This window comes from Nakamurella antarctica (assembly GCF_003860405.1).
GTDB classification, from domain to species: domain Bacteria; phylum Actinomycetota; class Actinomycetes; order Mycobacteriales; family Nakamurellaceae; genus Nakamurella; species Nakamurella antarctica.
Window position 1 is genome coordinate 1,228,649 of record NZ_CP034170.1, and the last position, 25,016, is coordinate 1,253,664.

Here is a 25,016-nt window from a genome sequence, read left to right on the forward strand (position 1 = left end):
TCAGCAAGAACCGCAGGAAGGGAATTTCCATGGGATTTGGGCGCAAGGTCGGTGCCTTCCTCGGGCTGGTACCAGAGGACGTCAGGAACGACGCACATCACGACGATTACCAAGACTTTGACGGCCCTGATTACGCCGGCGAGTACAGCTCGGACTACGACGCGGATGCCGACTACCGCTCTTCTCGCGATGCCACCTACGCGGGTGCTTCTTCGAGTTACGGCCGGCGAGATTCCTACGCCGGGAGTGCCGCGGAAGGTGCTTCGTACGCGCCGCGCTCCAGCCAGAGCGACTACCGCCAGCCGACTGCCGGAGCAACCTCACGCAGCACCGGCCACAGTTTCGCAAACGAGCCCGTCACCCAAGGTTCGCTGGCAATGCAACCACGGCTGGATGTCCGACGCGACGCCGACTCAACGGCCGCTGCGCGCCCTGTCACCATCAAGCTCACCGGATTCGGGGAAGCCCGTGTCATCGGCGAGAAGTACCGCGATGGTCAGTCGGTCATCATGGACATGACAGAGATGGCCGACGCCGACGCGCGTCGCCTCGTTGATTTTGCTGCAGGGCTGGCGTTCGCCAAGCGCGGCTCGATCGACAAGGTCACGACCAAGGTTTTCATGCTGTTACCCCCCGATGTTGATTTCTCCGCGGAGGACCGTCGTGAGTACGCGGGGGCCTACAGTCGCCGCTGAGTGCGGCGTCCCCGAAGCGTCGAAGATACTGTAGAAGAGTGAATATTCTCTGGCAGGCTCTGTACCTGACTCTGTGGTTTTTCTATTTACTGATGATCGCCCGCATCGTGGTGGAGTTCGTCCGGATGCTGGCGCGTGGCTGGCTCCCTTCCGGGCGGTCCGCCATCACGGTGGAAGTCATTTACACGGTCACGGATCCGCCACTGCGGGCTTTGCGTCGGGTCATTCCGATGGTGCGGATCGGCAACGTGGGGATCGATCTGAGCCTGTTCTTACTGCTCATTGTGATCCAGATCCTGATTCTCCCGCTGCTTTTCAGCCTGGCAGCAAACTCCTAATCGGGTGATGCTGACTTGAGGCCCGCTGGCATCGGGGTGAATAATCTTCGTGGCAAGGTAGGGTTCAACGTCAGCATGAGGTTGCACTGCATGCCACAATTCCAGGTAGTAACGAAGGCTTTGAGCCGTTGGCCACGAGGTCGACGTTTTCCAGGCGAGTGATTCACAGCGGAGGACAAGCAATGCGGCTGACGCCAGCAGAAGTGCACAACGTTGCCTTCAAGAAGCCGTCGATCGGCAAGCGCGGTTATGACGAGGACGAGGTTGATGCTTTCCTCGACCTGGTCGAAGACGAGCTTGCACGATTGATTGAGCTAAATAACGAACTGACCTCCCGCCTCGCTGCCTTCGAGTCCGGACAGACGCCGCCGCCGCGCGAAGTAGCGCCGGAACCGGCAGCACCTGTGGAGCTTGTGAAGCAGCCGAGCGAGCCAGAGCCAGAGGCAGTGGTGGCACAGCCAGCTGCTCCCGCTGAACCGACCTTCCAGGCCGGGGGAGACAGTCACATCCAGGCAGCGAAGCTGCTTGGCTTGGCGCAGCAAACAGCCGAGAGGTTGACGGCTGACGCCGCACAGGAGGCTAACGAGACCCTGACAACTGCGCGTGCGGAGTCCGAGCGTTTGCTCGCCGAAGCGCATGCCGAGTCGGAGCGCTTGGTTACCGAGGCCACCAGCCACTCGGAAACAATGGTCACCGAAGCCACCGCGCTTGCCGAAGCCACCGAACGCGATTCGCGGGTCAAGGCCGAGTCGATGGATCGGGAGTCCCAACGCAAGTACACCGAAGTGATGACGCAGCTCACCACTCAGCGGACGGCTTTGGAGCAGAAGATCGACGACCTTCGCACCTACGAGCGTGATTATCGTTCACGGTTGCGGGGCTGGATTACCGAGCAGCTCGAGCAGCTGGACGGCTCGAACGATGGACCGGAAACGGAACAGTAGTTCGTAGCGAAAAGGTGTACGGCCCGGCCCCGGGTAACTGGGGTCGGGCCGTTTTTTGTGTACCGGACAGATGCAGTTCTGATATGGAAAAATTGGCGTGTGCGCGCGTGTTACTCACCTGATAAGCCCGCGTATTATGAGCTTGTTAAGGCACTGACCCGGCCATCACCGGTGAGCCTTTTCGGAAGAACGGGCCTTGCAGCCTCAGTAGAACCGAACGTCCGCGGCACGACAAGAGCCGTCAGTGGCAAAAAGTGGTCGACCGCTCTCCCTGGCGGTTGTCAACGCGGGGTGGTACCGCGGATCGGGTAGTTGCCGGTTCGTCCCTGCACCTTCGTCTCGCCTACCCGGGCGCGGCGGATGCGCAGCATCGGTACCCGCCGAAGTTGCCTCATCACCAGATGACGAGGAGCGCCGCGAATGACCCACGCGAGTGAAGCTGAGCAGTACCCGAAGGCCGGCGCTCTGAGCGTCGTGGCCCACCCCAACTTTCCTGCATTGGAAAATCAGGTCCTCGACTACTGGGCCACCGATCACACGTTCCAGGCTTCCGTCGATGCGCGCCCCGCAGGTGAGAACGGCGCCAACGAGTTCGTCTTCTACGACGGTCCGCCGTTCGCTAACGGCCTCCCGCACTACGGGCACCTACTTACCGGGTACGTCAAAGACCTGATCCCGCGTTTCCAGACGATGAAGGGGCGGCGGGTCGAGCGCCGCTTCGGCTGGGATTGCCATGGGTTGCCAGCGGAAGTGGAAGCCGAACAGCAACTCGGCATCAAGCACAAGTCCGAGATCGAAGCGATGGGCATTGCCAAGTTCAATGATGCGTGCCGCACCTCGGTGCTGGCGTACACCAAGGACTGGGAGGAGTACGTCACCAGACAGGCGCGATGGGTCGATTTTGCGAACGATTACAAAACTCTCGATCTGGACTACATGGAATCGGTCATGTGGGCCTTCAAGACGTTATGGGACAAGGGTCTGGTGTACGAGGGCTACCGGGTCCTCTGGTACTGCTGGCGCTGCGAAACGCCGCTGTCCAACACGGAAACCAAGATGGACGATAGCTACCGGTCACGACAAGATCCTGCCGTCACAGTGGCGTTCGCGCTCAAGGCTCCCGGAACCGAACTTGATGGTGTGAAGGCGTTGGCATGGACCACCACGCCCTGGACTCTGCCGTCGAACTTGGCGCTCGCAGTCGGCGTCGACATCGACTACGTGGTGGTCGCTCCCGCTTCCCGGCCCGGTGAGAAGTTCCTGTTGGCCGAGGCCCGCGTGGGCTCCTACTCCCGTGAGCTGGGCGAAGATGTTGCGGACACGGTGGTGCTGCGGCGCAAGGGCGCCGAGTTGCTCGGCCTTCACTACAGCCCGCCGTTCGACTTCTTTCTGGGCCGCGATAACGCGCACCAGATCCTTGCCGCCGACTACGTCACCACGGAAGACGGCACCGGGCTTGTGCATATCGCGCCGGCGTTCGGTGAAGACGACAAGGCAGTCACTGACGCGGCGAACATCGAAGTGGTGAACCCGGTCGACAAGTCCGGAGTTTTCACGTCCGAAGTGCCGCCGTACGCGGGGATGCAGGTCTTCGATGCGAACAGCCACATCATCGACGACCTGAAAACCGCAGGGTTGCTGCTGCGCCGCGAAACCTACGATCACTCCTACCCACACTGCTGGCGTTGCCAGAATCCGTTGATCCAGCGGGCCGTTTCCTCGTGGTTTGTGGCGGTGACGCAGATCCGCGACCGGATGGTTGAACTTAACCAGCAGATCACTTGGACGCCGGCGCATATCAAGGATGGGCAGTTCGGCAAGTGGTTGGAGAACGCGCGCGACTGGTCGATCTCGCGCAACCGCTTCTGGGGTTCCCCGATCCCGGTCTGGGTATCTGATAATCCCGACTACCCCCGCACCGACGTGTACGGCAGCCTTGACGACATTGAGCGCGACTTCGGCGTTCGCCCCACGGATCTGCATCGGCCGTTCGTCGACGAGCTGACGCGAGCCAACCCGGACGACCCGAGCGGCCAATCCACGATGCGCCGGGTCCCGGAGGTGCTCGACTGCTGGTTCGAATCGGGTTCCATGCCGTATGCGCAGGTCCACTACCCGTTCCAGAACAAGGAGTGGTTCGACAACCACTACCCCGGCGATTTCATCGTTGAGTACAACGGCCAAACCCGCGGGTGGTTCTACACACTGCACGTGTTGGCGACGGCGCTGTTCGACAGGCCAGCGTTTCGGACCGTGTCGGCGCACGGGATCGTATTGGGCGACGACGGCGCGAAGATGTCCAAATCGATGCGCAACTATCCGGATGTCAACGAGGTGTTCGACCGGGATGGCTCAGACGCCATGCGGTGGTTCCTGATGTCGTCGCCGATCCTTCGCGGCGGCGATTTGGTGGTGACCGAAACCGGGATCCGCGACAGCGTCCGGCAGGCGGTGCTACCCCTGTGGAACGCCTGGTATTTCCTCTCGCTCTACGCGGGAGCCGCGGGCGTGACCGGCAACTCGTCCACCGACTCCACCGACCTTCTGGACAGGTACGCCCTGGCCAAATTGCAGGTATTGGTCGAGGAGGTCACCGCCGACCTGGACGTGACCGACATCGCGGGCGCCTGCGCGAAGGTGCGGCTCTTCCTCGAGGCGCTCACCAACTGGTACGTGCGGCGTTCCCGTCAACGGTTCTGGGACGGCAACACTGACGCCATCAACACCCTGCATACGGTGCTCGAGGTGCTGACGCGGCTCTGCGCACCGCTGCTGCCGCTGACCGCCGAGATGATCTGGCGGGGGCTGACGGGAGGGCGCAGCGTGCATCTGACTGACTATCCATTGGCAGCAGATCTGCCTGCGGATTCCGCTTTGGTAACCGCGATGGATGCGGTGCGCGAGGTTGCATCAACCACACTGTCCGTTCGGAAGGGCGCGAAACTGCGCGTGCGGCAGCCGCTGGCATCGGCCACGGTGGTGGTCAACGATTCTGCGGCCCTTGCGCCCTACCTGGAACTATTGAAGGACGAGATTAACGTCCGCGAAGTGCTGCTCTCCAATCTTGCCGACGGCGGCGAGAGTCGCGTCAAGCACCAGTTGACGGTGAACGCTCGCGCCGCGGGACCGCGATTGGGTAAGCAGGTACAACAGGTAATCAAGGCCTCCAAGGCTGGCGACTGGGCAGTGGCCCCCGACGGATCCGTGACCTGTGGTGGCATCGACCTTGCCGCTGGCGAGTTCGCACTTGACTTGGTAGCTGCAGGCGATGGGTTGCACGAGGAAGCGATTGGCATGCTGCGCGGTGGCGGGTTCGTGGTGCTCGATATCGAACTCTCCGACGACCTTCGGGCCGAAGGTGTGGTGCGTGACGTCATCAGGGTCGTGCAGCAGGCCCGCAAGGACGCAGGACTAGACGTCTCGGATCGCATCGAAGTGTCGCTGTGTTGCTCGGGACTGGTATGGGCCGCGGTTCAGAGCCGGCTCGAGCTCCTCCGAGGCGAGACGCTGGCGCTGCGGGTGCTGCGGACTGAAACCGAAGGCGCCACAGAAGGAGTGGTGGGAGACGGCGAGAAGCTCACTGTCACAGTGGTGAAGACTTCCTAGGTTGCGGGCCGGCGCGGGGGTTACAAGCTCCCGCGCCCCACGTACCTTGTGTAGCGGATTAGCTAGCCCTGGCCCAGTGCGTTCAGCCCAGTGCGTTCAGCCCAGTGCGTTCAGCCCAGCGCGCGGGTAGCGCAGCGATCGCCGAGCCTGCGCTCGGCTCGGGCGCTTTCCCGCGAGCGCTGCGCCCGCAAGAATGAACGAGCGGTCTGCCAAGGCTTTCTTATCCGGCGCGAGTGATTGATCCGCAGTGGACAGTGCCATGTCCAGGTCGGCCCACTTCGACCGAGCCAGATCCAGGTCGTCATCTTGGCCTCGTCGACTTCGCCCCACCAAGGGCACAACGGCGCTGGCGGCCAAGATGGCGGCGCCGTCGGCGAGCGACTTTCGCAGCAGTAGTTGACTGGCGATACCGCCCGCGATGACGAGGGACGCGAGAATGCCAGCGAGGAGGTACCGATCAAAGCCAGCGGAGAAGGTTCGGGTCTGCGACTCGATCTTCTTATTGTCAACCATGAAGTCGTACAGGCGCCCCGTCCATGATGGCGATATCACTTTTGCTCAGCGCAGCCAGCGCGCTGTCCACGGTCCACATCGCTGTTTCGGCCTGGGCCGCGGGTAGGGAGCCGAAGATGCCGCCAACTAGCCCTGCCACCACTAACGACAGCGCCAGAAGGTACCGGGCCGACCGTGCGTGCAGGATGCCTCGATGGTGAGCTCGAATCGAAGGGTGGGAGATCAGATCTCGGCCCGAACCTGAATGCCACGCGCAACATCGCGGGCGAGCTCGGTGGTGGTCGGTCCATCGATGACGACCAACGTGTCGTGCCGGACTGCGAATTCCAGCACAGCGCCCGGGAGTATCCCTCCACGCTGCAGTCGGTCCATCACCTCTGGAATATTCTGGATGGGCTCGATGATCCTGCGTACCTGAAACTTTCCACCTTTTTCGGCCGCCTGTTCTGCTGAGATCAGGTCAGCGTGGGTTTCGCCGCCGACATGTGCTTCCATGCCTAGTTGCTCCAAGCCGGGGATGGGGTTGCCGTACGGCGAAAACTGCGGATGCCCCAGCAGCGCAACAAGTTTTTGCTCTACTTGCTCGCTCATCACGTGTTCCCAGCGGCAGGCTTCGACATGCACCTCGCGCCAATCCAAACCGATAACGTCGAGCAACAACCGCTCCGCGAGCCGATGTTTGCGCATCACGCTCGTCGCCCTATCGCGACCGAGGTCGGTCAGTTCGAGGTGCCGGTCGTCTGAGACGACGAGCAAACCATCGCGCTGCATCCGAGCCACTGTTTGGCTCACGGTGGGGCCACTTTGCAGCAGCCGTTCAGCAATACGCGCCCGCAGCGGGACGATTCCCTCTTCCTCTAATTCGAATATGGTGCGCAGGTACATCTCAGTCGTGTCGATAAGGTCGTTCACTCTGGGGTTCCCCTTCATTGCTTGCTGTGATTCTAGCCCGCTGGCTCTGACCCGCGCGGCTGTCTGAGTTGGGCACCGCGCAGACTGGTCCTGGTTGACCAACAGCAAGAGCTGTAACGAACATCAGTCAATCTTTATGCCCGGCATCGGGCCGGCGACGAAACGGAAGTAACCATGGACAACGTACTGGTGGCTGCTGCAGACCTGGTGGAAGAGATGCTCGGCGAGCGCCCTCCGGTAGTCCTGGATATACGTTGGAGCCTAGCCGGTTCCGACTTCGAGGGTTTCGCGGCCGGACATATTCCCGGTGCGCTGTTCGTGGACCTCGATACCGACCTCGCCGGGGAGGTCGGCGACGGTGTGCAGGGCCGACACCCGCTGCCGAAACCCGAAGCGCTGCAAGCGACGTGGCGCAAGGTGGGAATTAAACTGGGCGATTCTGTCGTCGTGTATGACGCCCGAGATTCTAGTGCCGCAGCAAGGGCATGGTGGCTGCTGCGGTGGTGCGGCATCAAAAACGTCCGAGTGCTTGACGGCGGGTTGGCGGCTTGGGAGGCTGCGGGCCTGCGGGTCAAAGCGAGCGCCGGGACGCCGAACGTGCCCGGCGGGGTCAGAGTTACGGCGCCGGCGATGCCAACCGTCGACGCATCGCAAGCGGGCGCGTTGGCAGCGGGAGCGGAAACGGCCCTCGTCGATGCGCGGGGGGCGGCACGTTTTCGCGGGGAAGCTGAACCGGTGGATGCGGTTGCCGGCCACATCCCGGGGGCGGTCAACCTGCCGTTCACCGAACTCCTGCACTCGGATGGCACATTCAAACCGGCGGGCGAAATTGCGGCACTTTTCCGGGCGGTGGGAATCACACCCGGAACAGAAGCTGCGGCGAGTTGCGGGTCGGGCATCACCGCCTGTCACCTCATCCTCGGCGCTGCTGTCGCCGGGATCGACATGGCGCTGTACCCCGGTTCCTGGTCGTCATGGGTGGCGCAGGAACTGCCCGTTGAGACCGGGCCAGCGCGCGCCTCGTAGAACGACAACTGCTCGGAAGAAGGCCATTTCAGCTGAGCTGGTAATCCAAAATCAGCTGGTGGTCGTCAGTGATACGGCCCGACCCGGTTATCCCAGCCAGCTCGCCGGTGCCAGACCCTTCGACGATCCGCCACTCCGCCTGCTGGACATCGTCCAGCGTTGAGGCACGATGGGTGAGCACGAAGGTGCCCGTGCGGCCGTCGAGTTCGCAGTCGAACCTTTCGATGGCCACGTAGATCGCAGGTCCGTCCGTCACCATGCAGTACACGGCCTCGACGACACTGTTGCCGTTGAGCGCGCCCACAAACTGCTTCTCCCAACGGGTGTGTCCGAGCATGCCGCCGGCCCATTCGTCCGGGGCGGAATCCGATTGCTGGATCTCGAAGGCGCAGGTTGCTTGAAGTCGATGAGTCATACCCGTAGTGCTATCACCTCTGTTAAGCCCTGCACTAGCCTGGGGCGATGGGGACACCGTTGGTTGTCTGGGATCGGAAGCTGCTCGCCTACAATCTGGGCGCTGAGCACCCACTTCACCCGTTGAGGTGGGAGCTGACGATGTCGTTGGCCGACCAGCTGGGCGTCTTGGAGGGTATCGAGCTGCTCACCCCGACCCAGGCAGATGACGAAACCCTGGGTACCGTGCACAGCGCCGCCTATATTGCCGCGGTTAAGGCGAGCTCCGTGGCGGGGGCCCGACCCCAGGGGATCCACGGTCTTGGTACGCCGGACAACCCGATCTTCGAGCACATGCATTCGGCCGCTTCTTTGATCGCGGGCGGTAGCGTCCAGGCGGCTCGGGCCATCGCCCGCCGAGAGGTGGATCGGGCGGCGAACATCGCTGGGGGACTGCACCACGCGATGGCGGATTCGGCGTCCGGCTTTTGCGTTTACAACGACGCTGCGCTGGCGATTAAGGAACTGCTCGCCCAAGGTGTCACTCGCGTTGCCTACGTCGATGTCGACGTGCACCACGGCGACGGTGTCCAAGCCGCGTTCTACGATGACCCGCGGGTGCTCACGGTGTCCATTCATCAGTCGCCACTGGCGCTGTGGCCGGGTACGGGCTGGCCGTCGGAGCTCGGTCGGGGAGCCGCCGCTGGCACGTCGGTCAATATCACCGTCCCAGCCGGGACCGGAGACTCCGGCTGGCTACGGGCATTCCACGCGGTGGTGCCAGCCGTGGTGCAGGCATTTCGGCCGGAGGTCCTCGTCACGCAGAGCGGCGCAGACTCGCACGCCGAGGACCCGCTGGCCGACCTGAAGTTGAGCGTTGACGGGCAGCTGGCGTCCTATCTGGCGCTGCGAGATTTGGCCGAGAACGCGGCGGGGGGGCGCTGGCTGGCGCTGGGGGGCGGCGGATACGCACTCGCGCGGGTGGTGCCCCGTGCGTGGGCGCATTTGTTGGCGGTGCTTGCGGACAAAGATGTCGCCCCCAGCACCGAATTACCGCAGGCCTACCAAACCGAAGCGGCCCAGTACGATCCATTCGGCGGCGACCCCGCGCGCCCCATGCCCACAACGATGAGTGATTCTGACGGGAGGCCTGCCGAGTACACGCCCTGGCATGGGGAACACGAATCGTCGGTGGATCGGGGAATAGCGCAGGCCCGCGCGGCAATTTTCCCCCTGCACGGTCTTGACCCATTCGACGCGAGGGACTGAACCGATATGGCCGAGAGCCGCTCAGAACCAGCCGCACCCGCTTCGCAGTACCCCCAGCACTGGGAGGCCGATGTTCTGTTGGCCGACGGCGGCACGGTACACATCAGGCCCTCCGGCCCGGCCGACACGGAAGCGTTGCGGGCCATGCATTTTCGATCCAGCGGGCGCACCAGGTACCTCCGGTATTTTTCCGCGGTGAACGAGGTGAGCGATTCGCAGCTCGCTATTTTTACCGACATCGATCACGACAGCAGGGTGGGGCTGGTCGCAGAGTTGGGCGGCGATTTGATTGCGGCGGGTACCTACCATCGCGCCGCGGGCTCGACGGCGGCGGAGGTGGCCTTCCTGGTCGAAGATGCGCACCAGCGACGCGGGCTCGGCTCAATCCTGTTGGAGCATCTTGCGGCAGCGGCGCGCGAGCGCGGAATCACCAAGTTCACTGCCGAGGTGCTCACCGACAACTCCTCCATGCTGCGGGTTTTTATCGATGCCGGTTATGTGGTGACGCGCGAATTTTCGCAAGGGGTGGTGGAAGTCGTCTTCGATATCGCGCCTACCGAAGCGTCGCGGTCGGTCAGTTACTCGCGGGAGCAACGAGCTGAGGCGCGTTCTATCCAGAGGCTGTTGAGCCCGCGGTCGGTTGCGGTCATCGGTGCGTCGAATGACAAGACGAAAATTGGCCACGCGGTTTTGATGAACCTGTTGCGGGCAGGATTTACCGGCCCGGTGTTTCCAGTCCACCCCGAAGCCCGGTCGGTGCAGGGAGTTCGCGCCTACGCGCGGGTAACCGACATTCCGGATGCGGTCGACCTGGCCGTGGTAGCCGTGCCGGCGGGCAACGTTAACGAGGTGGTCGAATCGTGCCGGGCCAAGGGGGTCCATGCCTTGGTGGTGGTGACGGCGGGGTTTGCCGAGGCAGGCTCCGATGGCGCCGACGCCCAGCGCCGGTTGGTGACGTTAGCCAGGGCGCACGGGATGCGGGTGCTCGGACCGAATTGCCTAGGATTGGTCAACACCGATCCTGCCGTCCGCCTCAATGCCACGCTCGCGCCCGTGGTGCCGCCCCCGGGCCGGGTCGGATTCTTTTGCCAGTCCGGAGCGCTCGGCATCGCCATCCTCGCCGACGCCGCGTCCCGAGGGCTCGGCCTGTCCACGTTCGCTTCCGCTGGCAACCGCGCCGACGTATCCGGGAATGATCTGCTGCAGTACTGGTACGACGACGTCCGAACCGAAGTGGTGATGCTGTACCTGGAGTCTTTCGGCAACCCTCGCAAATTTGCTCGCCTGGCCAGGGTCCTCGCGGGCCGCAAGCCAGTGATCGCGATGAAGTCGGGCAGGCACGCACTGGTGACCCCGGGGCTGGCGCTCTCGTCAGCTGCCATCTCGGAGGCGTCGGTCGGGACATTGTTCGCGCAGTCCGGGGTGATCCGGGTTAACACGCTGGCCGAAGCGTTCGACGTGGCGTTGTTGATGTCCACCCAGCCCCTGCCCACCGGGAACAGGGTGGCCATCATCGGCAATTCCACTGCCCTGGGTGTGCTCGCTCTGGATGCATGTATAGAGGCAGGCCTGCTGGTGGCTGGCGGGGAACCCGTCGACCTTGGCGTCGCCGTCAGCCCGGAGGTTCTTGCTGCGACGGTGGAGGCCGCGCTTGCCGACGGCATCGCGGACGCGGTCGTCGTGGTGTACGTACCGCCTGTGGCAACTCCGGGGCTGGCGCACGCTGCGGCGTTGCGGGCTGCCGTTGCTGGAGCGACGATTCCGGTGGTCTCGACGTTCCTCGCAGTGGAGGGAGTGCCCGCCCAATTAGCCGTCATCGATGATCACGGTGGCGCCGGGCGCGGATCCGTCCCGTCGTATCGCACACCCGAACGTGCGGTGGCCGCGCTCGCGCACGCGGCGCGATACGCAGCGTGGCGGCAGCGCGATGCGGGGCAGCTGCCCGCACTCGAAGGGCTGGACCGCGGCCGAGCTCGCGAGCTGGTCGACGCCATACGAGCCTGTGACGCGAGCGATGGCGTCTCAGGGCAATCAGGCGCGGCAGGGCAATCAGGCGCCTCGCGCCCTGACACCCGAGCGTTGACCGACGGTGAGTTGGTCGACATTTTGGGGTGTTACCGGATCTCGATTGCCGACTTCGAGTTGGTTTCCACCAAGGATCAGGCGGTAGCGGCGGCCGCCGTCATCGGTTACCCCGTGGGGCTCAAAGCTTTTGACGAATCCTGGCGGCACCGCACCGACCAGATCGGGGTGCGTCTGAATCTTCGAGATCCTCATGACGTCAAAGCCGCCTACGCAGATTTGGCGGCCCAGAGCGATGGGCAGGTCTACGTCCAGGCGATGGCGCCGGTCGACATGGCGACCGTGTCCACCGTGTTCGAGGTCACCTCGGACCCGTCATTTGGGGCGCTCGTCTCGTTCGGACTCGGTGGGGTTGCCACTGAACTACTCGACGACAGGGCGTACCGGACGGTCCCGCTGACCGACGTGGACGCCGCGGAGCTGATCGAGGGACCCCGTACAGCTCCGATCCTGCACGGCTACCGGGGTAGCGAACCGGTCGACATTGATGCCTTGCAGATGCTGGCACTGCGGCTCTCGGCGCTGGCGGATGATCTGCCGGAGGTGGTGGAACTTCGCCTGCGACCCGTCCTGGTGGGACCCGCGGGGTTGCAGATTACGGGGGCGCTGGGGCGCATTGGTCGGGCGCCTGCCCAGGTGGACCCACGACGCAGGATGCCAGAAACCACAACAGCCCGGATATAGCGAAGTCCTGATACCCCTTGCAGGTATCAGGACTTCGCACACATGTTGCTCAGATCAGCTTGCGTAACTACGCAGCGCCTCGGAGCGGTCGCCCACTCGCAATTTCGCCATCGAATCGCGTTCGATCTGCCGAACGCGCTCGCGGGAGATCCCGAAAACCCGGCCAATCTCGTCCAACGTGCGGGGCCGACCGTCTTCGAGGCCGTACCGCAGCCGCACCACAGTCCGCTCGCGCTCGTCGAGGGTGTCGAGCACCCTGGCGATATCAGCGTTCATAAAGCGGGCTACCACAATCCCCTCGGCAGAGGTTGCCTCGCCGTCCTGGATGAAATCGCCGAGTGGGGCGTCCTCATCCGTGCCGACCGGCATGTCGAGGCTCACCGGGTCACGAGCGTGGTCCAGAAGATCAGCGATCTTCTCCTCAGGAATGCCGGACTCCTCTGCCAGTTCGGCGAAGGTGGCATCCCTGCCGAGTGCCTGGTGTAGTTCGCGCTTGAGCCTGGCCAGCTTGTTGACCTGCTCGACGAGGTGCACTGGGAGCCTGATCGTGCGGCCCTGATCGGCCATTCCGCGACTGATGGCCTGGCGGATCCACCAGGTTGCGTAGGTGGAGAATTTGAAACCCTTGGCGTAGTCAAACTTCTCGACGGCGCGAATCAAGCCGAGGTTGCCCTCTTGGATGAGGTCGAGCAACGGCATTCCGCGGCCGGAGTATCGCTTTGCGAGCGACACCACCAGACGAAGGTTTGCTACCAGCAGGTGCTGACGCGCGCGCTCGCCATCGCGTACTACCCACTTAAGGTCGGAGCTCTTCTTGGCCGTCATCCGTTTTCCGGCATCAAGTTTGTGCTGCGCATACAGGCCAGCCTCAATGCGCTTCGCGAGATCGACTTCTTCCTCCGCCGAGAGCAGCGCCGTTTTGCCAATTCCATTGAGATACACCCGGACCAGATCCGCGGATGGACTTTGTGCGTCCAGGTCAGCGGCAGTGGCGGCAGCGCGTACAGCGCTCGGGGAGGTAACCATGTCAATCTCCCATCAGTGACAACGACCGGCTTACCAGTGGTGTAAACCAGCAAAATTTAAACGGCTTGTTCTCTTCATTCGTTCCCGAGGTCGCAGTGGATGGCTCCGGGTTTGTAACGCGAGTCACTTCCGTGGTTTCGCTTGCCCCAGTAGCTAATCGCGGTCGGAACTGGCTGGTTCTATGTGCCGGGTGGGAGTCGGATGGGAGCTGTCGACAGGGCCAAAAACTGCGCGCCCGCGGACAAGGGGGAGCCACGCCATGAGTGGCGGAGGGCAGGGCTGATGTCAGCGATTCCGGCTATCACTCGAGTACCTCCGGCTATAACTCGAGTAACACGGTGAAGGGTCCGTCGTTGATGCTGGACACCTGCATGTCTGCGCCGAAAACACCGGTCATCACCTGACAATCGTTGCGCCGCAACTCTTCTACTAGTGCGGTGATGATTGGTTCGGCAACCTCTCGGCCTGCTGCTGCACCCCAACTCGGCCGCCGCCCCTTGGTGGTTGAGCCGTACACAGTGAACTGGCTAACCACGAGAATGGGGACGGAAAGCTCCATCATGGACAATTCGCCGCGCAGGATCCGTAGACCCATGAGCTTGCGGGCCATGGCGGCAGCCACCTTGGTGGTATCGGTATGTGTCACCCCGACCAGGGCTAGTAAACCTGGTTGTGTGATCTGGCTCACAGTGCTTCCGGATACGGATACTGAGGCCTGTAAAACGCGAGAAACGACGGCTTTCACAAGACCGCTTTCACCGCAGGGCAGACCGCTTTGATCGCAGTGCACGCTGTGCTGGCACCCTTGACCGGCGCCAACGACATACCCGTCACGAGATGGGATGAATGATGCCGCGGGTGATCGCTTGCCGCACGGCTGGCAGCACCAATTCGGTCAGCGACTTCTGGTCAAATCCGTGAGCGGCAGCGAGTAACCCGATCAGCATCGAGAGTGGAGCGTCGCCGCGGCAGCCGGCGAGCAGCGACTGGCTGTACTCGTCGAGCTGCAATGTTGCCCCCACGCCACCGGCCCGCTTAATCACCCGCAGCACGGTGGTCCAGCCGTCCGCACTGGGAAGCGAACGCTGCTCAAGGTAAACAGCGGGGGACAGCGAAAGTGTGGTGCCCAGAAGGGCGTCGTCATCGGTGTCGCGAAGCCACTGTCGACGTGCCAGGAACGCGGCGGCTTCATCGCCGGTAACCTCGTCGCCGGCGAGGAGCAGTTCGTCGAGAACCACATCGGGGGTGGCGCTACCGCTCTTGCGCAGCGTAATTAGCCCCATCCCGATACCGCTGACCTTGTTGTCGGCAAAATATTTCAGCCACTCGCCGGCGACGCTTTCGCTTTCACCGCTTTGAGCGTCACCGCTTTCCTCACCCGCGTCCTTGAGCCACATCGCCACATATTCAGCTGGGTCGGCGAGCTCACGCTGCACGACCCACGCATCACATCCGGTGGCCTTCACCCATGAACCCACGCGCTCGCGCCAATCGGTGCCCTCGAAAACCATCCAGTTGGCGAGCAGCTGCGCGGTCCCGCCGATGTTCAGGTGCGCGGGGATGCCTGCCACGATCTGCTGGACCAATCCGTCGCCCGCGATTCCGGAGTCGCGGTAGCTGAACCGCTGCTCGCCGGCGGAGATCACGAACGGCGGGTTGGACACGATCTGGTCAAAGGTGCGGCCCGCCACGGGCTCGAACGCCGAACCGGCGAGCAGCTCCCACTCCTGGCCGTTGAGCCGCGCCGTCGCCGCGGCCAGGGCCAACGCTCGCGCACTGGTGTCAGTGGCTGTCACTGTGTGTGCGTGCTGGAAAGCGTGCAGCGCCTGGACACCGCAGCCGGTTCCCATATCCAATACGGAGCCCACCTGTTGGCGCACCGTGGCGCGCACCAACGAGATTGACGCCGCACCGATACCCAGCACGTGATCGGGATCCACCGGTCCCGGTCGCATGTCCGAATCGAGATCCGAGACCACGAGGTAGGAGTTATCCTCATCGGCGTACGGCCGGATATCCAACGCGGCTCGAACCTCGTCAGCACCAGCTTCGTGGGTGGCCAACTCGATAGCCCCGGCGCCCACCGCCGCCTCGATTCCGGTGGCGGCGAACGCAGCTTCTGCCGCCGCCCGTGGCACCGTGACACCCAGCAGGAAAAGCCGGATCAGCGTGGACAGGGGCGAACCATCCGACGTCTGCCTCAATGACGGAACTTTGTCGCCGCGGCCCAGCGCCAGATGCGCCTGTTCGCCGAGAAATGCTGGGACGTTTTCAGCGTCGAATCCGGCTGCTCGAAGGTCGGAGCCGATCGAATCGACGATGGTCAGGTCGGCGAGGGGGTGGGTGTTCACGGTGTTGAGGGTATCGGGAATCGGTGTCGTCGCAGCCCGCGGCAGCACGCTCGCGAGCTGTGCAAAACTGGCCAGATGAGCCAGCGACAAGAGTTCTACCTGACCGGCATCCCCGAAGCCGACGCATTGTTAGCGCGCGATGCCAACGCGTTGCTGTTGGGCATGGTGCTGGATCAGCAAATAATGATGGAAAAGGCATTTGCTGGTCCCGCCGTCATTGCTGAACGGATGGGCGGAACCCTCGACGTCGCCGCAATCGCCGGAGCCGCGCCGGACGAATTCGCGAGCCTGTGCTCGGCGAAACCTGCCATCCACCGGTTTCCGGGCTCGATGGCGGGGCGTCTGCAGGCTCTCTGCCAGGTGTTAGTCGACGAATACGGACGTGATGCGAGCAACATCTGGGCAACCGTGAGCTCTGGTGCAGAGCTGAAAAACAGAATTGCCGCACTGCCCGGATTCGGAGACGAGAAGGCCTCAATTTTTATTGCGTTCTTGGGTAAGCAATATGGCGTCACTCCCGATGGTTGGCGTGAAGCCGCAGGTCGATACGGGATCGAGGGCACTTTCATCTCTCTCGCAGATGCGTGCGATTTGGAGTCAATCACGCTGGTTCGGGCTTCCAAAAAGGCCGCCAAGCTGGCTGCGAAACAGGTCACAATCGCCTAGTCCTGCACGATGATCGGGTGTCGGCGGCGTTTCCAGCTACCTGTATTCCGCGCCCCGAGCGCGCTGGCGAGTACCGTCGGAAACTGACACCCGATGAGGTGTTCTACGAACGGAAGAAGGCCTGTTGTGTCGTCATATGACGCAGATGTAGTGGCGGGACCGTCCACCATGCGAGCAGCCAAGGCGGGTCGCACTGGCGATGCCTTGCTGATCACGGACGCCCCTGTCTCCTATACCGACCAGGTGGCCTCGCGCAAGAAGCGCTACGTGATCATGATGCTGCTGCGGATCCCTTTCTTGCTTGCCGCCGCCGCCAGCTATCAGACGCTGTGGCTTTCCCTCATCTTTATCGTCGCGTCGGTGCCGCTGCCGTGGATGGCGGTGTTGATCGCCAATGACGCGCCGGCCAAGAAGAATCGCATCCGCAAGATCGTCCCCGGAACGATCAGTTTTGAGCGCGCGATCGCGCCGGTGTACGACGTGGTGGAAGCTATCGATGCCGCCGACGACGAGCCGAAAAAGACCGCACACAGCTAGCCCGACAAGAGCGTTAACGCTGGTGGACCTCAATTCTTCGGACGCGCTCCGATGGTGGCCGCCGCGGCAGAACCTGCTCGGACGCCCGCCTCCAACGAGGCAAGTTCGCCCCCACCGGTCAGCCAAGAGCTCAATAGGCCAGCGTTAAAAGCGTCCCCCGCGCCCGTGGAGTCTGTCTCGTGGACTGCTGGCGCAGGGACATTGATGCGGTGCTCGGCCGAGTACCAGGACGCTCCGTGAAAGCCATGGGTAACGACCACGCAGCGGGCGACCTCGAGTGCGGCATCTACGCCGCCGAGCACCGCGAGTTCCGTATCGTTGGGCAGCAGCAAATCCGTGCCCTCGATCCACGAAAGAAAATTTGCTGCTCCCACCCCGGCGATGTGGGTGGCCGATTGGGGGTCCACGCTTGTCGTCCATCCGGCGGCCTTGGCTTTTGCTAACGCGGCGAGGCCAGCGGGCCGGGACTGCTCATCGAGGAGCACATACCCGGAAAGGTGCAAATGCTGCCTTTGATCACTGTCCGGCAGCACCACGTCTTCGGGGCTCAATGCGCGGTTGGCACCGCGGTCGGGCAACATGGTGCGCTCGCCGTCCAACGCAACCAGCACCACCACGCAGCACGTGGGCAACGCCTGGTCGACCGCGAACAAGCAGGTGATGTCGGCCGCGGTGAGTTCGGCGGCCGCGGTGCGTCCGGCCTCGTCGTCCCCGACGCGGGCGATGAGCGAGACGTCAACGCCATAGCGGGCCAACCAGGCCGCGGTGTTACCGCCGGCCCCACCCGGGGTCACGGTGACGGCGGCTCGGGTGTCCTGACCGAACACGACGGCGCCACTGAGCTTGGCGACCACATCCAATCCGACGTCGCCGATCACGGTGACGCGCGGCGAATCTCCGGCGCGGTTCGGTTGGGTAGCGGGGACAGCGCTCGCGCTCACTGCGGCTCACTTCTGCTCGTCACATCACGGTGGGGGGTTGCCTCATCGAAGTCTGGACCATGATGGGCCCACGGCCCCCATTGAAGCGGGCGCAGCCAGAGACATCAAGCCGCTACAGAGCCATGGGGCATGATGGACGCGGTACCTAACAGCGAAGGAGAGTTACTGGTGAGCACGTCGACTGAGGTTCTTGAAAAAGGACAGGACACTACGACCGATGACGCACCGAAAATGTTCCACTACGTGCGCAAAGCCAAAATCGCCGAAAGCGCGGTACTGGGCAATTACGTCGTAGCGCTCTGCGGCGAGACCTTCCCGGTCACCAAGTCGGCGAAGCCGGGGTCGCCGGTGTGCCCGGACTGCAAAAAGATCTATGAGTCCATGCCCAAAGGCAAAGACTGATCTAGCCGCTGCCATTTGGCGCGCTCGCGCCGAGAGCGTTTCGGGGGGTAGTACTCGAGGGTGGCGTTATTGAACTGCGCCCCGAGGATGATGGCGATGCCAACGAAATAGGCGAACAGCAGGAACGCGATTGGGGTGGCGAGCGCCCCGTATGTCAGTCCGTGGGTGGTCACGTAGCTGATGTACACCCGTAGTCCGAAGCTGGAGACGATAAAAACGGTAGCCGCAAGGATGGCACCCGGGAGACCGCGCCGCCAGGGGTGTTTGTGTCTCGGCGCGACCTTGTAGAGAGTGGCTATGCCCAACACCAACAGCAGCCCGATTGCCGGGTAGTAGGCGATCCCCACGATGTAGGTCACCTGGCTGGTCCAGTTGTCGGGGAAGAACGTGGGCAGGTATTCCGGTCCGACCGCCAAGAGCGGCAGTGCAAAAATCCCAAAAATCAGCGCGAGCAGATACAGCCCCAACGCGAAGAATCGTTCCGCAACGGGGTGTCGTACTTCGTGCTGGCTGTAGGCGATGGTGATCGACTCGACAAATGACGACATAGCGGACGACCCGGCCCACAGCGCGATGACGAAGCCGACGGACACCACGTCCGCTTGCCCCCGATGCAGGATGGAATCCACGGTGGGTTCGATCAGGGTGCCGCTGACGTCTGAGGAGAAAGCGGTGCGCAGCACCGTGACAATGCGCTGTTGGACCGTGTTGACGGTGTCGGGCCCAAACCAGTTGCCGACGAATCCGATGGAACCGAGGAGGGCCAGCAGCAGTGGCGCGGTCGAGAGCGCCTGCCAGAAGGCAGCTTCCGCGCTCATCCCAAACAGCCCGTCGTCCCACGACTTGCCAAGGAACCGCTTGAAGACCTTGCGCCAGCGGTGGTGGGGTACCGGTGGGGGTAGGACGATGGCACCGCTACCCGGGTGATGCCAGGGCCTGGTGTCGGCATCCAGCGGCGAACTTGGGTCTCGGCGGGGCATGAGCTGGGTGGCGTTGTCGTCGAAGGGGGAGGTGCCTTCAGCCGCCGGTGCCGACTGATGGGTCGCGGGAAGTGTCGCTATTATGTCCGATTCCAGGTCGCTGGCAGCCTTTACCCCGGGCAGGCGTTGCCCGCGCACAGGGGAACTCGGTGTGTTCATTGGCTCCAGCATGCCCGGTTGGTGCCCGTCGGGCTGGTTAATTAGTCGGCCAGTCACCAATTTGTGATCAGGTGGCGGGATATCTCACACCCTGGCACCCCCGGCTGGACATCCATTGTTACCGCTGTTCAGAGCGTTGTCGAGGCGGGGGCGGGGAGGTTAGTGCTGCCCTGGGCCCCTTCCACGCCTGCCAAGTACCCCGTCTCTCGAGCGGTAACATTGCCAAGGCCCTCCTGCCGCTGCGCGATGCTCTGGCGCCGTCTGTGGCCGCCGCAGTGGAGCCGAGCCGGGCTACCAGGCGGGTACTCAAGTGGTCAGCGAACGTGGAGTCGAGGAAGGTGGGGGCACAGCAGGTGAGTCTTGCTCCGGCAGCCCCACACCACGCCAGGCTTCGCCTCTGGCAGCGCCAGGCGCTCGCCGCCTATGACGAAGCCAATGCAGCCGATTTCCTGGTCACCGCTACCCCGGGCGCGGGTAAGACCACGTTTGCGCTGGTACTGGCCGGAAACTTGCTGCGGCGGCGGGTAGTCGACCGAGTGATCGTGGTTGCCCCCACCGACCATCTGCGGACCCAGTGGGCGGACGCCGCCGCGGAGTTCGGCATCTTCCTAGACCCGACGATGTCAAACGCCCAAGGCCCCGTTCGTGACGGTGCCCACGGCTACGTCACGACCTATGCGCAGGTGGCGGGCAGGCCCGCTATCCATGCGGCCAGGTCGCGGCGTAAGAAGTCGTTGGTCATCCTTGACGAGATCCACCACGCCGGGGACGGTTTGAGTTGGGGTGACGCGGTGGCCGAGGCGTTCGACGAAGTGCATCGCCGGCTCAGCTTGACCGGTACCCCATTCCGGACCAAATCGGAGGAGCGCATTCCCTTCGTCACCTACGAGGTGGACGGCGACCTGCTCCGCTCGCAGGCTGACTTTGCCTACGGGTACCGGCAGGCGCTCGGGGATCATGTGGTGCGCCCCGTGGTCTTCGCGGCCTACACGGGCGTTTCGCGGTGGCGGAACTCGGCGGGAGAGGTAATTGCCGCGTCGTTGACGGACGCCGGGACGAAATCCGTCGAAGCCGCGGCATGGAAGACCGCGCTCGACCCGTCGGGCGGCTGGGTACCGCACGTCATTGCCGCCATGGATGAGCGGATCACGCACCTGCGCGAAACTGGGATGCCCGACGCGGCGGGCTTGGTGCTGGCCAGCGACCAGGAGGACGCGCGGGCCTACGCGGAAGTGGTGCGACGGCTGACGGGGGAGAAGCCCGCCCTCATCCTTTCCGACGATCCCAAGGCGTCGAAAAAGATTGAGGCATTTAGGGTTTCGGACCAGCGCATGGCTGTGTGTGTGCGGATGATCTCGGAGGGGGTCGACGTCCCGCGAGCCGCGTGCTTGGCCTGGATGACGTCGTACCGGACGCCGCTGTTTTTCTCCCAAGCGGTGGGACGCGTGGTCCGAGCGCGGGGTAAACACGAGTCGGCGACAGTATTTTTACCCGCGGTTCGGCCACTGCTGGCGCTGGCCGCGGAGATGGAAATCGACCGGAACTTCGTCATGATGCCGCCCACGTCGACGGCGTCGGACGACGATTTGGCTGACCCGTTGGATATGCCGCAGGGGCCGGAGGATCACCCCGACGCTGTCCCGGGTATGGAGATTCTCGAATCCGACGCCAGTTTCGCCCACGTGCTGCATTCGGGCAAAGCGGTGACGGCGTCAGAACACAGCAGCGAGGTGACGGGCGACGAGGCGGACTATCTCGGGCTGCCCGGTCTGCTCAGCCCGGAGCAGACCGCATCGCTGCTCGCCCAACGCGACTCCGATTTGCGCCGTCGGGTTGATGCGGCGAGCCGCGACCATGGCCCGGTGCGCCAAGCAGCACAGGCCACCCGCGCCGAAGATCTGGCGGCGGGACAGGCAGGCTGGCGAGCTGCGAAGGCGCTGCGTACCGACGTCAACCAGCTGGTGGGGCAGCTTTCGGCGCGCACCGGGACGCCCCATGCACAGGTGCACGCGCAGCTGCGCCGGGCGGTTCCAGGTCCGGCTTCAGCGTCGGCAAGTGCGGATCTGTTGGAACGTCGACGCGAGCACCTGATGGGGCTGCTGTAGTTCCCTCGTACTGAATTGGTGCCGCAGTGGGTATGGCCGGCAACCTTGAGTGGGGTGCGGTGGTCTAGCGCCTCGCCAACGCCGCCACGGACCCTAAACCGCCGAAGACAGCGGTCGCCACCATCAAATACCAGCCGGGGTCGCTGGAGCTGAGTAACGAGGAAGCCGCCGACCCCAAGACCTCGCTGGCCTTGCTGATGGTCCACACAGCCGACACCGCCGCGCCGGCGGCGAGGACCAACCCGGCGACACCGAGCGGCCGGTGGTTAACGGGGAGCAGCATCGCGAGCGCCAGAATCACGATTCCGCCACCGCCGATCGTGACAATCAGGAGTGCGACTCTGGTGATGGCGAAAGCAGTCTCGCCGGAATACTCCTGAAGGTTGGCCAACAGCGCCGAGCCCGAGTAGCTCGAGCCGCCCACCGGCTGCAGCTGGCCGACCGGGTACCCCTTGATGAACCACTGGGTGACCCCACAGGCGCCGCCGATTATCAGCAGCACCGCTGCAAGCCCGTGGGGCCGCGGCTGGTCGTACACGCGTGGGGCGGAATCGCTCGCGACGGGCCAGCTCATCGGCCAGCCCAGCGACGTGGATAAGTCTGTTCGTGCGCAACCATGACTCCATCATTCCGTACGCGCTTCGCCCCCCGCGCGCGCAGTCCGAATCAGTGCCACAAGCCTGAGATAAGAGCAAAAAAAGGGACGCATCACGTGAGTGGTGCGCCCCTTTTTCGATCTGAATTCCAACGCTAGCTTCGCCAGCAAGCAGCGCCGCACAACGACTCAGAAACCGGAATTGACTGACGTCGCGACAGCGACATTTTCCTTCTCCGAAAGGTGAATCTGGGCTGCGAGCTGTTCCAGTTTGGTCGAGTATTCACGGGCGTGGTGGCCGCAAAACAACAGCTCACCACCTGAGGCCATCACGGCACGCGCCGAAGCGGCTGCGCCACAGCGGTCGCAGCGATCAGTTGCGGTTAGGGCCAGCGGACTGGCTACGGATCCGGTCATTTTGTCCTCCCGTCCGCCTGTCACCGTTGCCGATGTCAGGACAAAAGTTGGATACCACCGCGATGGCGGCACCCGCGAGCAAATTTCACTCGCTCGTATGGCAATTCGTTACCCCTGTACAGACAGATGGGTGATCGAATCTGTTCCCTTGAGAGGGACCACCCTTCCCATGGTGTCACCATCTTCGAGTCCGTCGAGCGCATTCCCGACATGACGGCGCACCGAATGCGCAATTGTGACCTGGTCTTGATCCGACTGCAACACGTTATTTCCGCAGTTCCCGGCGCGATGAGGGCTGCACATCCACTTGCGGCCAATGGCGACCGGGTAAGCCTGAGTCGGGCGCCACGGCACCGGATGTTCGCTATGGGCAGACCTGCAATCGACAGCACTCCCCGCGAATCCGACCTTTCCGCGTCACAGCTCCGCCGGGTCAACGCAACCGGAGAAAAAATAACAACCCCGGCAGGAGCCCCGCCGGGGTTGTGTCGTGAAAAGCGTCAGGCTTATTCCAGGTAGTCGCGCAAAACCTGCGAGCGCGACGGATGGCGCAGCTTCGACATGGTTTTGGACTCGATCTGGCGGATTCGCTCGCGGGTGACCCCGTAGACCTGGCCAATTTCGTCCAGCGTGCGCGGCTGGCCATCGGTCAGACCGAAACGCAACCGCACCACCCCTGCCTCACGCTCCGAGAGCGTTTGCAGCACGGCTTGCAGCTGATCCTGGAGCAGGGTGAACGACACCGCGTCCACCGCGACCACTGCTTCGCTGTCTTCGATGAAATCGCCGAGCTGGGAATCTCCCTCGTCACCGATTGTCTGGTCCAGGGAGATCGGCTCACGGGCGTACTGCTGGATTTCCAGCACCTTGTCCGGGGTGATGTCCATTTCCTTGGCAAGCTCTTCGGGCGTGGGTTCGCGGCCCAAGTCCTGAAGCAACTCCCGCTGGATACGTCCGAGTTTGTTGATCACTTCGACCATGTGGACGGGGATTCGAATGGTCCGAGCCTGATCGGCCATGGCCCGGGTGATGGCCTGCCGAATCCACCAGGTTGCGTAGGTCGAGAACTTGAAACCCTTGGTGTAGTCGAACTTTTCAACCGCGCGAATCAACCCGAGGTTTCCCTCCTGGATGAGGTCCAAGAAGGCCATACCGCGACCCGTGTAACGCTTTGCTAGCGAAACGACCAGCCGGAGGTTCGCGCCGAGCAGGTGGTTCTTTGCGCGTTCCCCATCGCGCTTGACCCAGTTCATATCCCGGCGCACCTGGGTGGTGAGTTTCTCGCCGGCCTCGGCCATGGCGCGCATCCGCTCGGTGGCGTAGAGCCCGCCTTCAACGCGTTTAGCCAAATCAACTTCTTCTTCGGCGTTGAGGAGCGCGACCTTACCGATCTGTTTGAGATAGGCGCGGACGGAGTCAGCCGACGCTGTGAGCTCGGCATCGCGGCGCGCCTGCTTGAGGGCCTCGGATTCTTCCTCGTCGTCCCAGGTGAACTCGTCGCCGGTCTTGGCGTCCTTCGCCACGGCGGGCTTGGGGTCGTCGTCCTCGTCATCCTCATCGTCGTCATCCACCACAATGACGACGCCGTCTGCGGCTACGTCTTCGAGATCGTCGGCAACGGGGCCTACCAAACTGAGTCCGACCACCTCGGCGTCGTCCTCGCCGCCTGGCTCATCGGAACTTTCGACCACCTTCTTAGCGGCGGGCCTGCGTCGGGCGGGCTTGGCAGCGGCGCTCGCAGAATCCGGTGCTGCAGCTCCAGCTGCGGCTTTGGCAGCTGCGGTCGCAGCGCGCTTGGCTGCTGCTGCGAGGCGCTTTGCTTCAGCCGCGGTCACTGTGGGTGCGGTTACTGCTTCTTTTGGTGCTGCCGATTCGATGGCTGCCGATTCGTTGGCGGCTGCTTCGGCTGTCGAAGCGTTCGCTGCCTTCGCTGCGGCGGCGCTCACCTTGGCGGGAGCCTTGGTAGCGGCTACTCGGGCAGGCTTAGTGGCTGGCGTAAGTTTCGCTGCGGCAGCAGGCTTGGCAGCGGCCCTGGCCTTCGCCGTTGCGGTGGTGGCGGCCGCTGGCGCCGTCTTTGCGGCTGGCGCTGCCTTTGCTGCTGGCGCCGTCTTTGCGGCTGGCGCTGCCTTTGCTGCAGAGGCTGCCTTTGCGGCTGTGGCTGGAGCGGCTGTGGCTGGAGCGGCTTTGGCGCGGCTGGCCCGCGGCTTGGCAGGCGCCTTCACTGAGGCTGGTACTGCGGCGGGGGACTCAGACACGTCGGTGCCGGAGTCTGAGGGGCTGGAGGATGCTGCGACTGCCACGGAAGACCTTTCACGAATGACGACCGCCCACCAAGAAGCGAGGAGGTGAGGTGCTGAAGGGGGCGGATCCGCCGG

General features: G+C 63.5%; 23 protein-coding genes. 12 read left to right on the plus strand and 11 right to left on the minus strand.

The window, feature by feature from the left end; all coding sequences use genetic code 11:
* Nucleotides 1-29: 29 nt before the first annotated feature.
* The 4 genes from EH165_RS16090 (at nt 30) to ileS (ending at nt 5,583) form a co-directional block, all read left to right on the plus strand.
* Complete coding sequence (locus EH165_RS16090) at nt 30-695, plus strand: cell division protein SepF (protein ID WP_124798357.1); 666 nt, start codon at nt 30-32, stop codon at nt 693-695.
* Between the two features lie 38 nt (nt 696-733).
* Nucleotides 734-1,033: a YggT family protein gene (locus tag EH165_RS05410; RefSeq protein ID WP_124798358.1), complete on the plus strand. Its 300-nt coding sequence runs from the start codon at nt 734-736 to the stop codon at nt 1,031-1,033.
* 182 nt (nt 1,034-1,215) lie between these two features.
* A complete protein-coding gene (gene wag31 / locus EH165_RS05415; protein WP_124798359.1) occupies nt 1,216-1,977 on the plus strand; it encodes a DivIVA-like cell division protein Wag31 in 762 nt (253 codons plus the stop codon).
* A gap of 420 nt (nt 1,978-2,397) precedes the next feature.
* Nucleotides 2,398-5,583 (plus strand): isoleucine--tRNA ligase, encoded by a 3,186-nt coding sequence (gene ileS, locus EH165_RS05420; protein ID WP_124798360.1) that lies wholly within the window; start codon nt 2,398-2,400, stop codon nt 5,581-5,583.
* 96 nt (nt 5,584-5,679) lie between these two features.
* Here the strand turns inward: ileS and EH165_RS05425 are convergent, their stop codons facing one another.
* On the minus strand, nt 5,680-6,096 hold the full coding sequence (locus EH165_RS05425; RefSeq protein ID WP_124798361.1) for a hypothetical protein: 417 nt from the start codon (nt 6,094-6,096) through the stop codon (nt 5,680-5,682).
* A gap of 222 nt (nt 6,097-6,318) precedes the next feature.
* Nucleotides 6,319-7,008, minus strand: a complete 690-nt coding sequence (locus EH165_RS05430) for an iron-dependent transcriptional repressor DtxR (protein WP_124798362.1) — start codon at nt 7,006-7,008, stop codon at nt 6,319-6,321.
* Nucleotides 7,009-7,182: 174 nt separating this feature from the next.
* On the opposite strand from EH165_RS05430, the gene EH165_RS05435 reads away from it, so the two are divergent.
* On the plus strand, nt 7,183-8,034 hold the full coding sequence (locus EH165_RS05435) for a sulfurtransferase (RefSeq protein WP_124798363.1): 852 nt from the start codon (nt 7,183-7,185) through the stop codon (nt 8,032-8,034).
* A 28-nt stretch (nt 8,035-8,062) separates the two neighbouring features.
* Here the strand turns inward: EH165_RS05435 and EH165_RS05440 are convergent, their stop codons facing one another.
* Entirely contained in the window at nt 8,063-8,449 is a 387-nt protein-coding gene (locus EH165_RS05440) for a DUF3224 domain-containing protein (RefSeq protein WP_124798364.1), read from the minus strand.
* 47 nt (nt 8,450-8,496) lie between these two features.
* On the opposite strand from EH165_RS05440, the gene EH165_RS05445 reads away from it, so the two are divergent.
* Nucleotides 8,497-9,696, plus strand: coding sequence for an acetoin utilization protein AcuC (locus EH165_RS05445; RefSeq protein WP_124798365.1), 1,200 nt, complete (start codon nt 8,497-8,499; stop codon nt 9,694-9,696).
* Between the two features lie 6 nt (nt 9,697-9,702).
* Nucleotides 9,703-12,462 (plus strand): bifunctional acetate--CoA ligase family protein/GNAT family N-acetyltransferase, encoded by a 2,760-nt coding sequence (locus tag EH165_RS05450; protein WP_124798366.1) that lies wholly within the window; start codon nt 9,703-9,705, stop codon nt 12,460-12,462.
* 54 nt (nt 12,463-12,516) lie between these two features.
* Here the strand turns inward: EH165_RS05450 and EH165_RS05455 are convergent, their stop codons facing one another.
* The 3 genes from EH165_RS05455 to EH165_RS05465 form a co-directional block, all read right to left on the minus strand.
* Entirely contained in the window at nt 12,517-13,488 is a 972-nt protein-coding gene (locus tag EH165_RS05455; RefSeq protein ID WP_124798367.1) for a sigma-70 family RNA polymerase sigma factor, read from the minus strand.
* Between the two features lie 319 nt (nt 13,489-13,807).
* Complete coding sequence (dtd, locus tag EH165_RS05460) at nt 13,808-14,233, minus strand: D-aminoacyl-tRNA deacylase (RefSeq protein WP_124798368.1); 426 nt, start codon at nt 14,231-14,233, stop codon at nt 13,808-13,810.
* 85 nt (nt 14,234-14,318) lie between these two features.
* The gene (locus EH165_RS05465) at nt 14,319-15,839 is read right to left on the minus strand and encodes a DUF7782 domain-containing protein (protein WP_239020716.1); all 1,521 of its coding nucleotides are present in this window, start codon (nt 15,837-15,839) and stop codon (nt 14,319-14,321) included.
* A gap of 75 nt (nt 15,840-15,914) precedes the next feature.
* Between EH165_RS05465 and EH165_RS05470 the strand changes: the two genes are divergently transcribed.
* Both EH165_RS05470 and EH165_RS05475 read left to right on the plus strand, forming a co-directional pair.
* Entirely contained in the window at nt 15,915-16,505 is a 591-nt protein-coding gene (locus EH165_RS05470) for an HhH-GPD-type base excision DNA repair protein (protein WP_124798369.1), read from the plus strand.
* Nucleotides 16,506-16,673: 168 nt separating this feature from the next.
* Nucleotides 16,674-17,042 carry a DUF3099 domain-containing protein gene (locus EH165_RS05475; protein ID WP_124798370.1) on the plus strand — a complete coding sequence of 123 codons (369 nt, stop codon included), beginning with the start codon at nt 16,674-16,676 and terminating at the stop codon, nt 17,040-17,042.
* A 29-nt stretch (nt 17,043-17,071) separates the two neighbouring features.
* Here the strand turns inward: EH165_RS05475 and EH165_RS05480 are convergent, their stop codons facing one another.
* Complete coding sequence (locus EH165_RS05480; protein ID WP_124798371.1) at nt 17,072-17,983, minus strand: carbohydrate kinase family protein; 912 nt, start codon at nt 17,981-17,983, stop codon at nt 17,072-17,074.
* Between the two features lie 231 nt (nt 17,984-18,214).
* Between EH165_RS05480 and EH165_RS05485 the strand changes: the two genes are divergently transcribed.
* Nucleotides 18,215-18,385, plus strand: a complete 171-nt coding sequence (locus tag EH165_RS05485; RefSeq protein WP_422392135.1) for a DUF3039 domain-containing protein — start codon at nt 18,215-18,217, stop codon at nt 18,383-18,385.
* Here the strand turns inward: EH165_RS05485 and EH165_RS05490 are convergent.
* Complete coding sequence (locus EH165_RS05490) at nt 18,355-19,524, minus strand: YihY/virulence factor BrkB family protein (protein WP_239020718.1); 1,170 nt, start codon at nt 19,522-19,524, stop codon at nt 18,355-18,357. The two genes, EH165_RS05485 and EH165_RS05490, sit on opposite strands and share 31 nt — an antisense overlap.
* 353 nt (nt 19,525-19,877) lie before the next feature.
* On the opposite strand from EH165_RS05490, the gene EH165_RS05495 reads away from it, so the two are divergent.
* Nucleotides 19,878-21,629, plus strand: a complete 1,752-nt coding sequence (locus EH165_RS05495) for a DEAD/DEAH box helicase (protein ID WP_206426123.1) — start codon at nt 19,878-19,880, stop codon at nt 21,627-21,629.
* 64 nt (nt 21,630-21,693) lie between these two features.
* Here EH165_RS05495 and EH165_RS05500 read toward each other — a convergent pair whose 3' ends face one another.
* The 3 genes from EH165_RS05500 to EH165_RS05510 form a co-directional block, all read right to left on the minus strand.
* Entirely contained in the window at nt 21,694-22,203 is a 510-nt protein-coding gene (locus EH165_RS05500; protein WP_124798373.1) for a hypothetical protein, read from the minus strand.
* A 210-nt stretch (nt 22,204-22,413) separates the two neighbouring features.
* The gene (locus EH165_RS05505) at nt 22,414-22,641 is read right to left on the minus strand and encodes a DUF7455 domain-containing protein (RefSeq protein ID WP_124798374.1); all 228 of its coding nucleotides are present in this window, start codon (nt 22,639-22,641) and stop codon (nt 22,414-22,416) included.
* Nucleotides 22,642-23,147: 506 nt separating this feature from the next.
* Entirely contained in the window at nt 23,148-24,587 is a 1,440-nt protein-coding gene (locus EH165_RS05510; protein ID WP_206426124.1) for an RNA polymerase sigma factor, read from the minus strand.
* Between EH165_RS05510 and EH165_RS15695 the strand changes: the two genes are divergently transcribed.
* Nucleotides 24,517-24,990, plus strand: a complete 474-nt coding sequence (locus EH165_RS15695) for a hypothetical protein (protein ID WP_206426125.1) — start codon at nt 24,517-24,519, stop codon at nt 24,988-24,990. The two genes, EH165_RS05510 and EH165_RS15695, sit on opposite strands and share 71 nt — an antisense overlap.
* Nucleotides 24,991-25,016 lie beyond the last annotated feature (26 nt).

Bases quoted from the DNA above. Each gene is read 5' to 3' on its own strand.
- EH165_RS16090 (WP_124798357.1), top strand. From the start codon at position 30: ATGGGATTTGGGCGCAAGGTCGGTGCCTTCCTCGGGCTGGTACCAGAG.
- ileS (WP_124798360.1), top strand. From the start codon at position 2,398: ATGACCCACGCGAGTGAAGCTGAGCAGTACCCGAAGGCCGGCGCTCTG.
- EH165_RS05490 (WP_239020718.1), bottom strand. From the start codon at position 19,524: ATGAACACACCGAGTTCCCCTGTGCGCGGGCAACGCCTGCCCGGGGTA.
- EH165_RS05470 (WP_124798369.1), top strand. From the start codon at position 15,915: ATGAGCCAGCGACAAGAGTTCTACCTGACCGGCATCCCCGAAGCCGAC.
- EH165_RS05475 (WP_124798370.1), top strand. From the start codon at position 16,674: ATGCGAGCAGCCAAGGCGGGTCGCACTGGCGATGCCTTGCTGATCACG.
- EH165_RS05440 (WP_124798364.1), bottom strand. From the start codon at position 8,449: ATGACTCATCGACTTCAAGCAACCTGCGCCTTCGAGATCCAGCAATCG.
- EH165_RS05505 (WP_124798374.1), bottom strand. From the start codon at position 22,641: ATGACCGGATCCGTAGCCAGTCCGCTGGCCCTAACCGCAACTGATCGC.
- wag31 (WP_124798359.1), top strand. From the start codon at position 1,216: ATGCGGCTGACGCCAGCAGAAGTGCACAACGTTGCCTTCAAGAAGCCG.
- EH165_RS15695 (WP_206426125.1), top strand. From the start codon at position 24,517: ATGGCTGCCGATTCGTTGGCGGCTGCTTCGGCTGTCGAAGCGTTCGCT.
- EH165_RS05435 (WP_124798363.1), top strand. From the start codon at position 7,183: ATGGACAACGTACTGGTGGCTGCTGCAGACCTGGTGGAAGAGATGCTC.
- EH165_RS05425 (WP_124798361.1), bottom strand. From the start codon at position 6,096: ATGGTTGACAATAAGAAGATCGAGTCGCAGACCCGAACCTTCTCCGCT.
- EH165_RS05445 (WP_124798365.1), top strand. From the start codon at position 8,497: ATGGGGACACCGTTGGTTGTCTGGGATCGGAAGCTGCTCGCCTACAAT.
- EH165_RS05500 (WP_124798373.1), bottom strand. From the start codon at position 22,203: ATGAGCTGGCCCGTCGCGAGCGATTCCGCCCCACGCGTGTACGACCAG.
- EH165_RS05450 (WP_124798366.1), top strand. From the start codon at position 9,703: ATGGCCGAGAGCCGCTCAGAACCAGCCGCACCCGCTTCGCAGTACCCC.
- EH165_RS05485 (WP_422392135.1), top strand. From the start codon at position 18,215: ATGTTCCACTACGTGCGCAAAGCCAAAATCGCCGAAAGCGCGGTACTG.
- EH165_RS05455 (WP_124798367.1), bottom strand. From the start codon at position 13,488: ATGGTTACCTCCCCGAGCGCTGTACGCGCTGCCGCCACTGCCGCTGAC.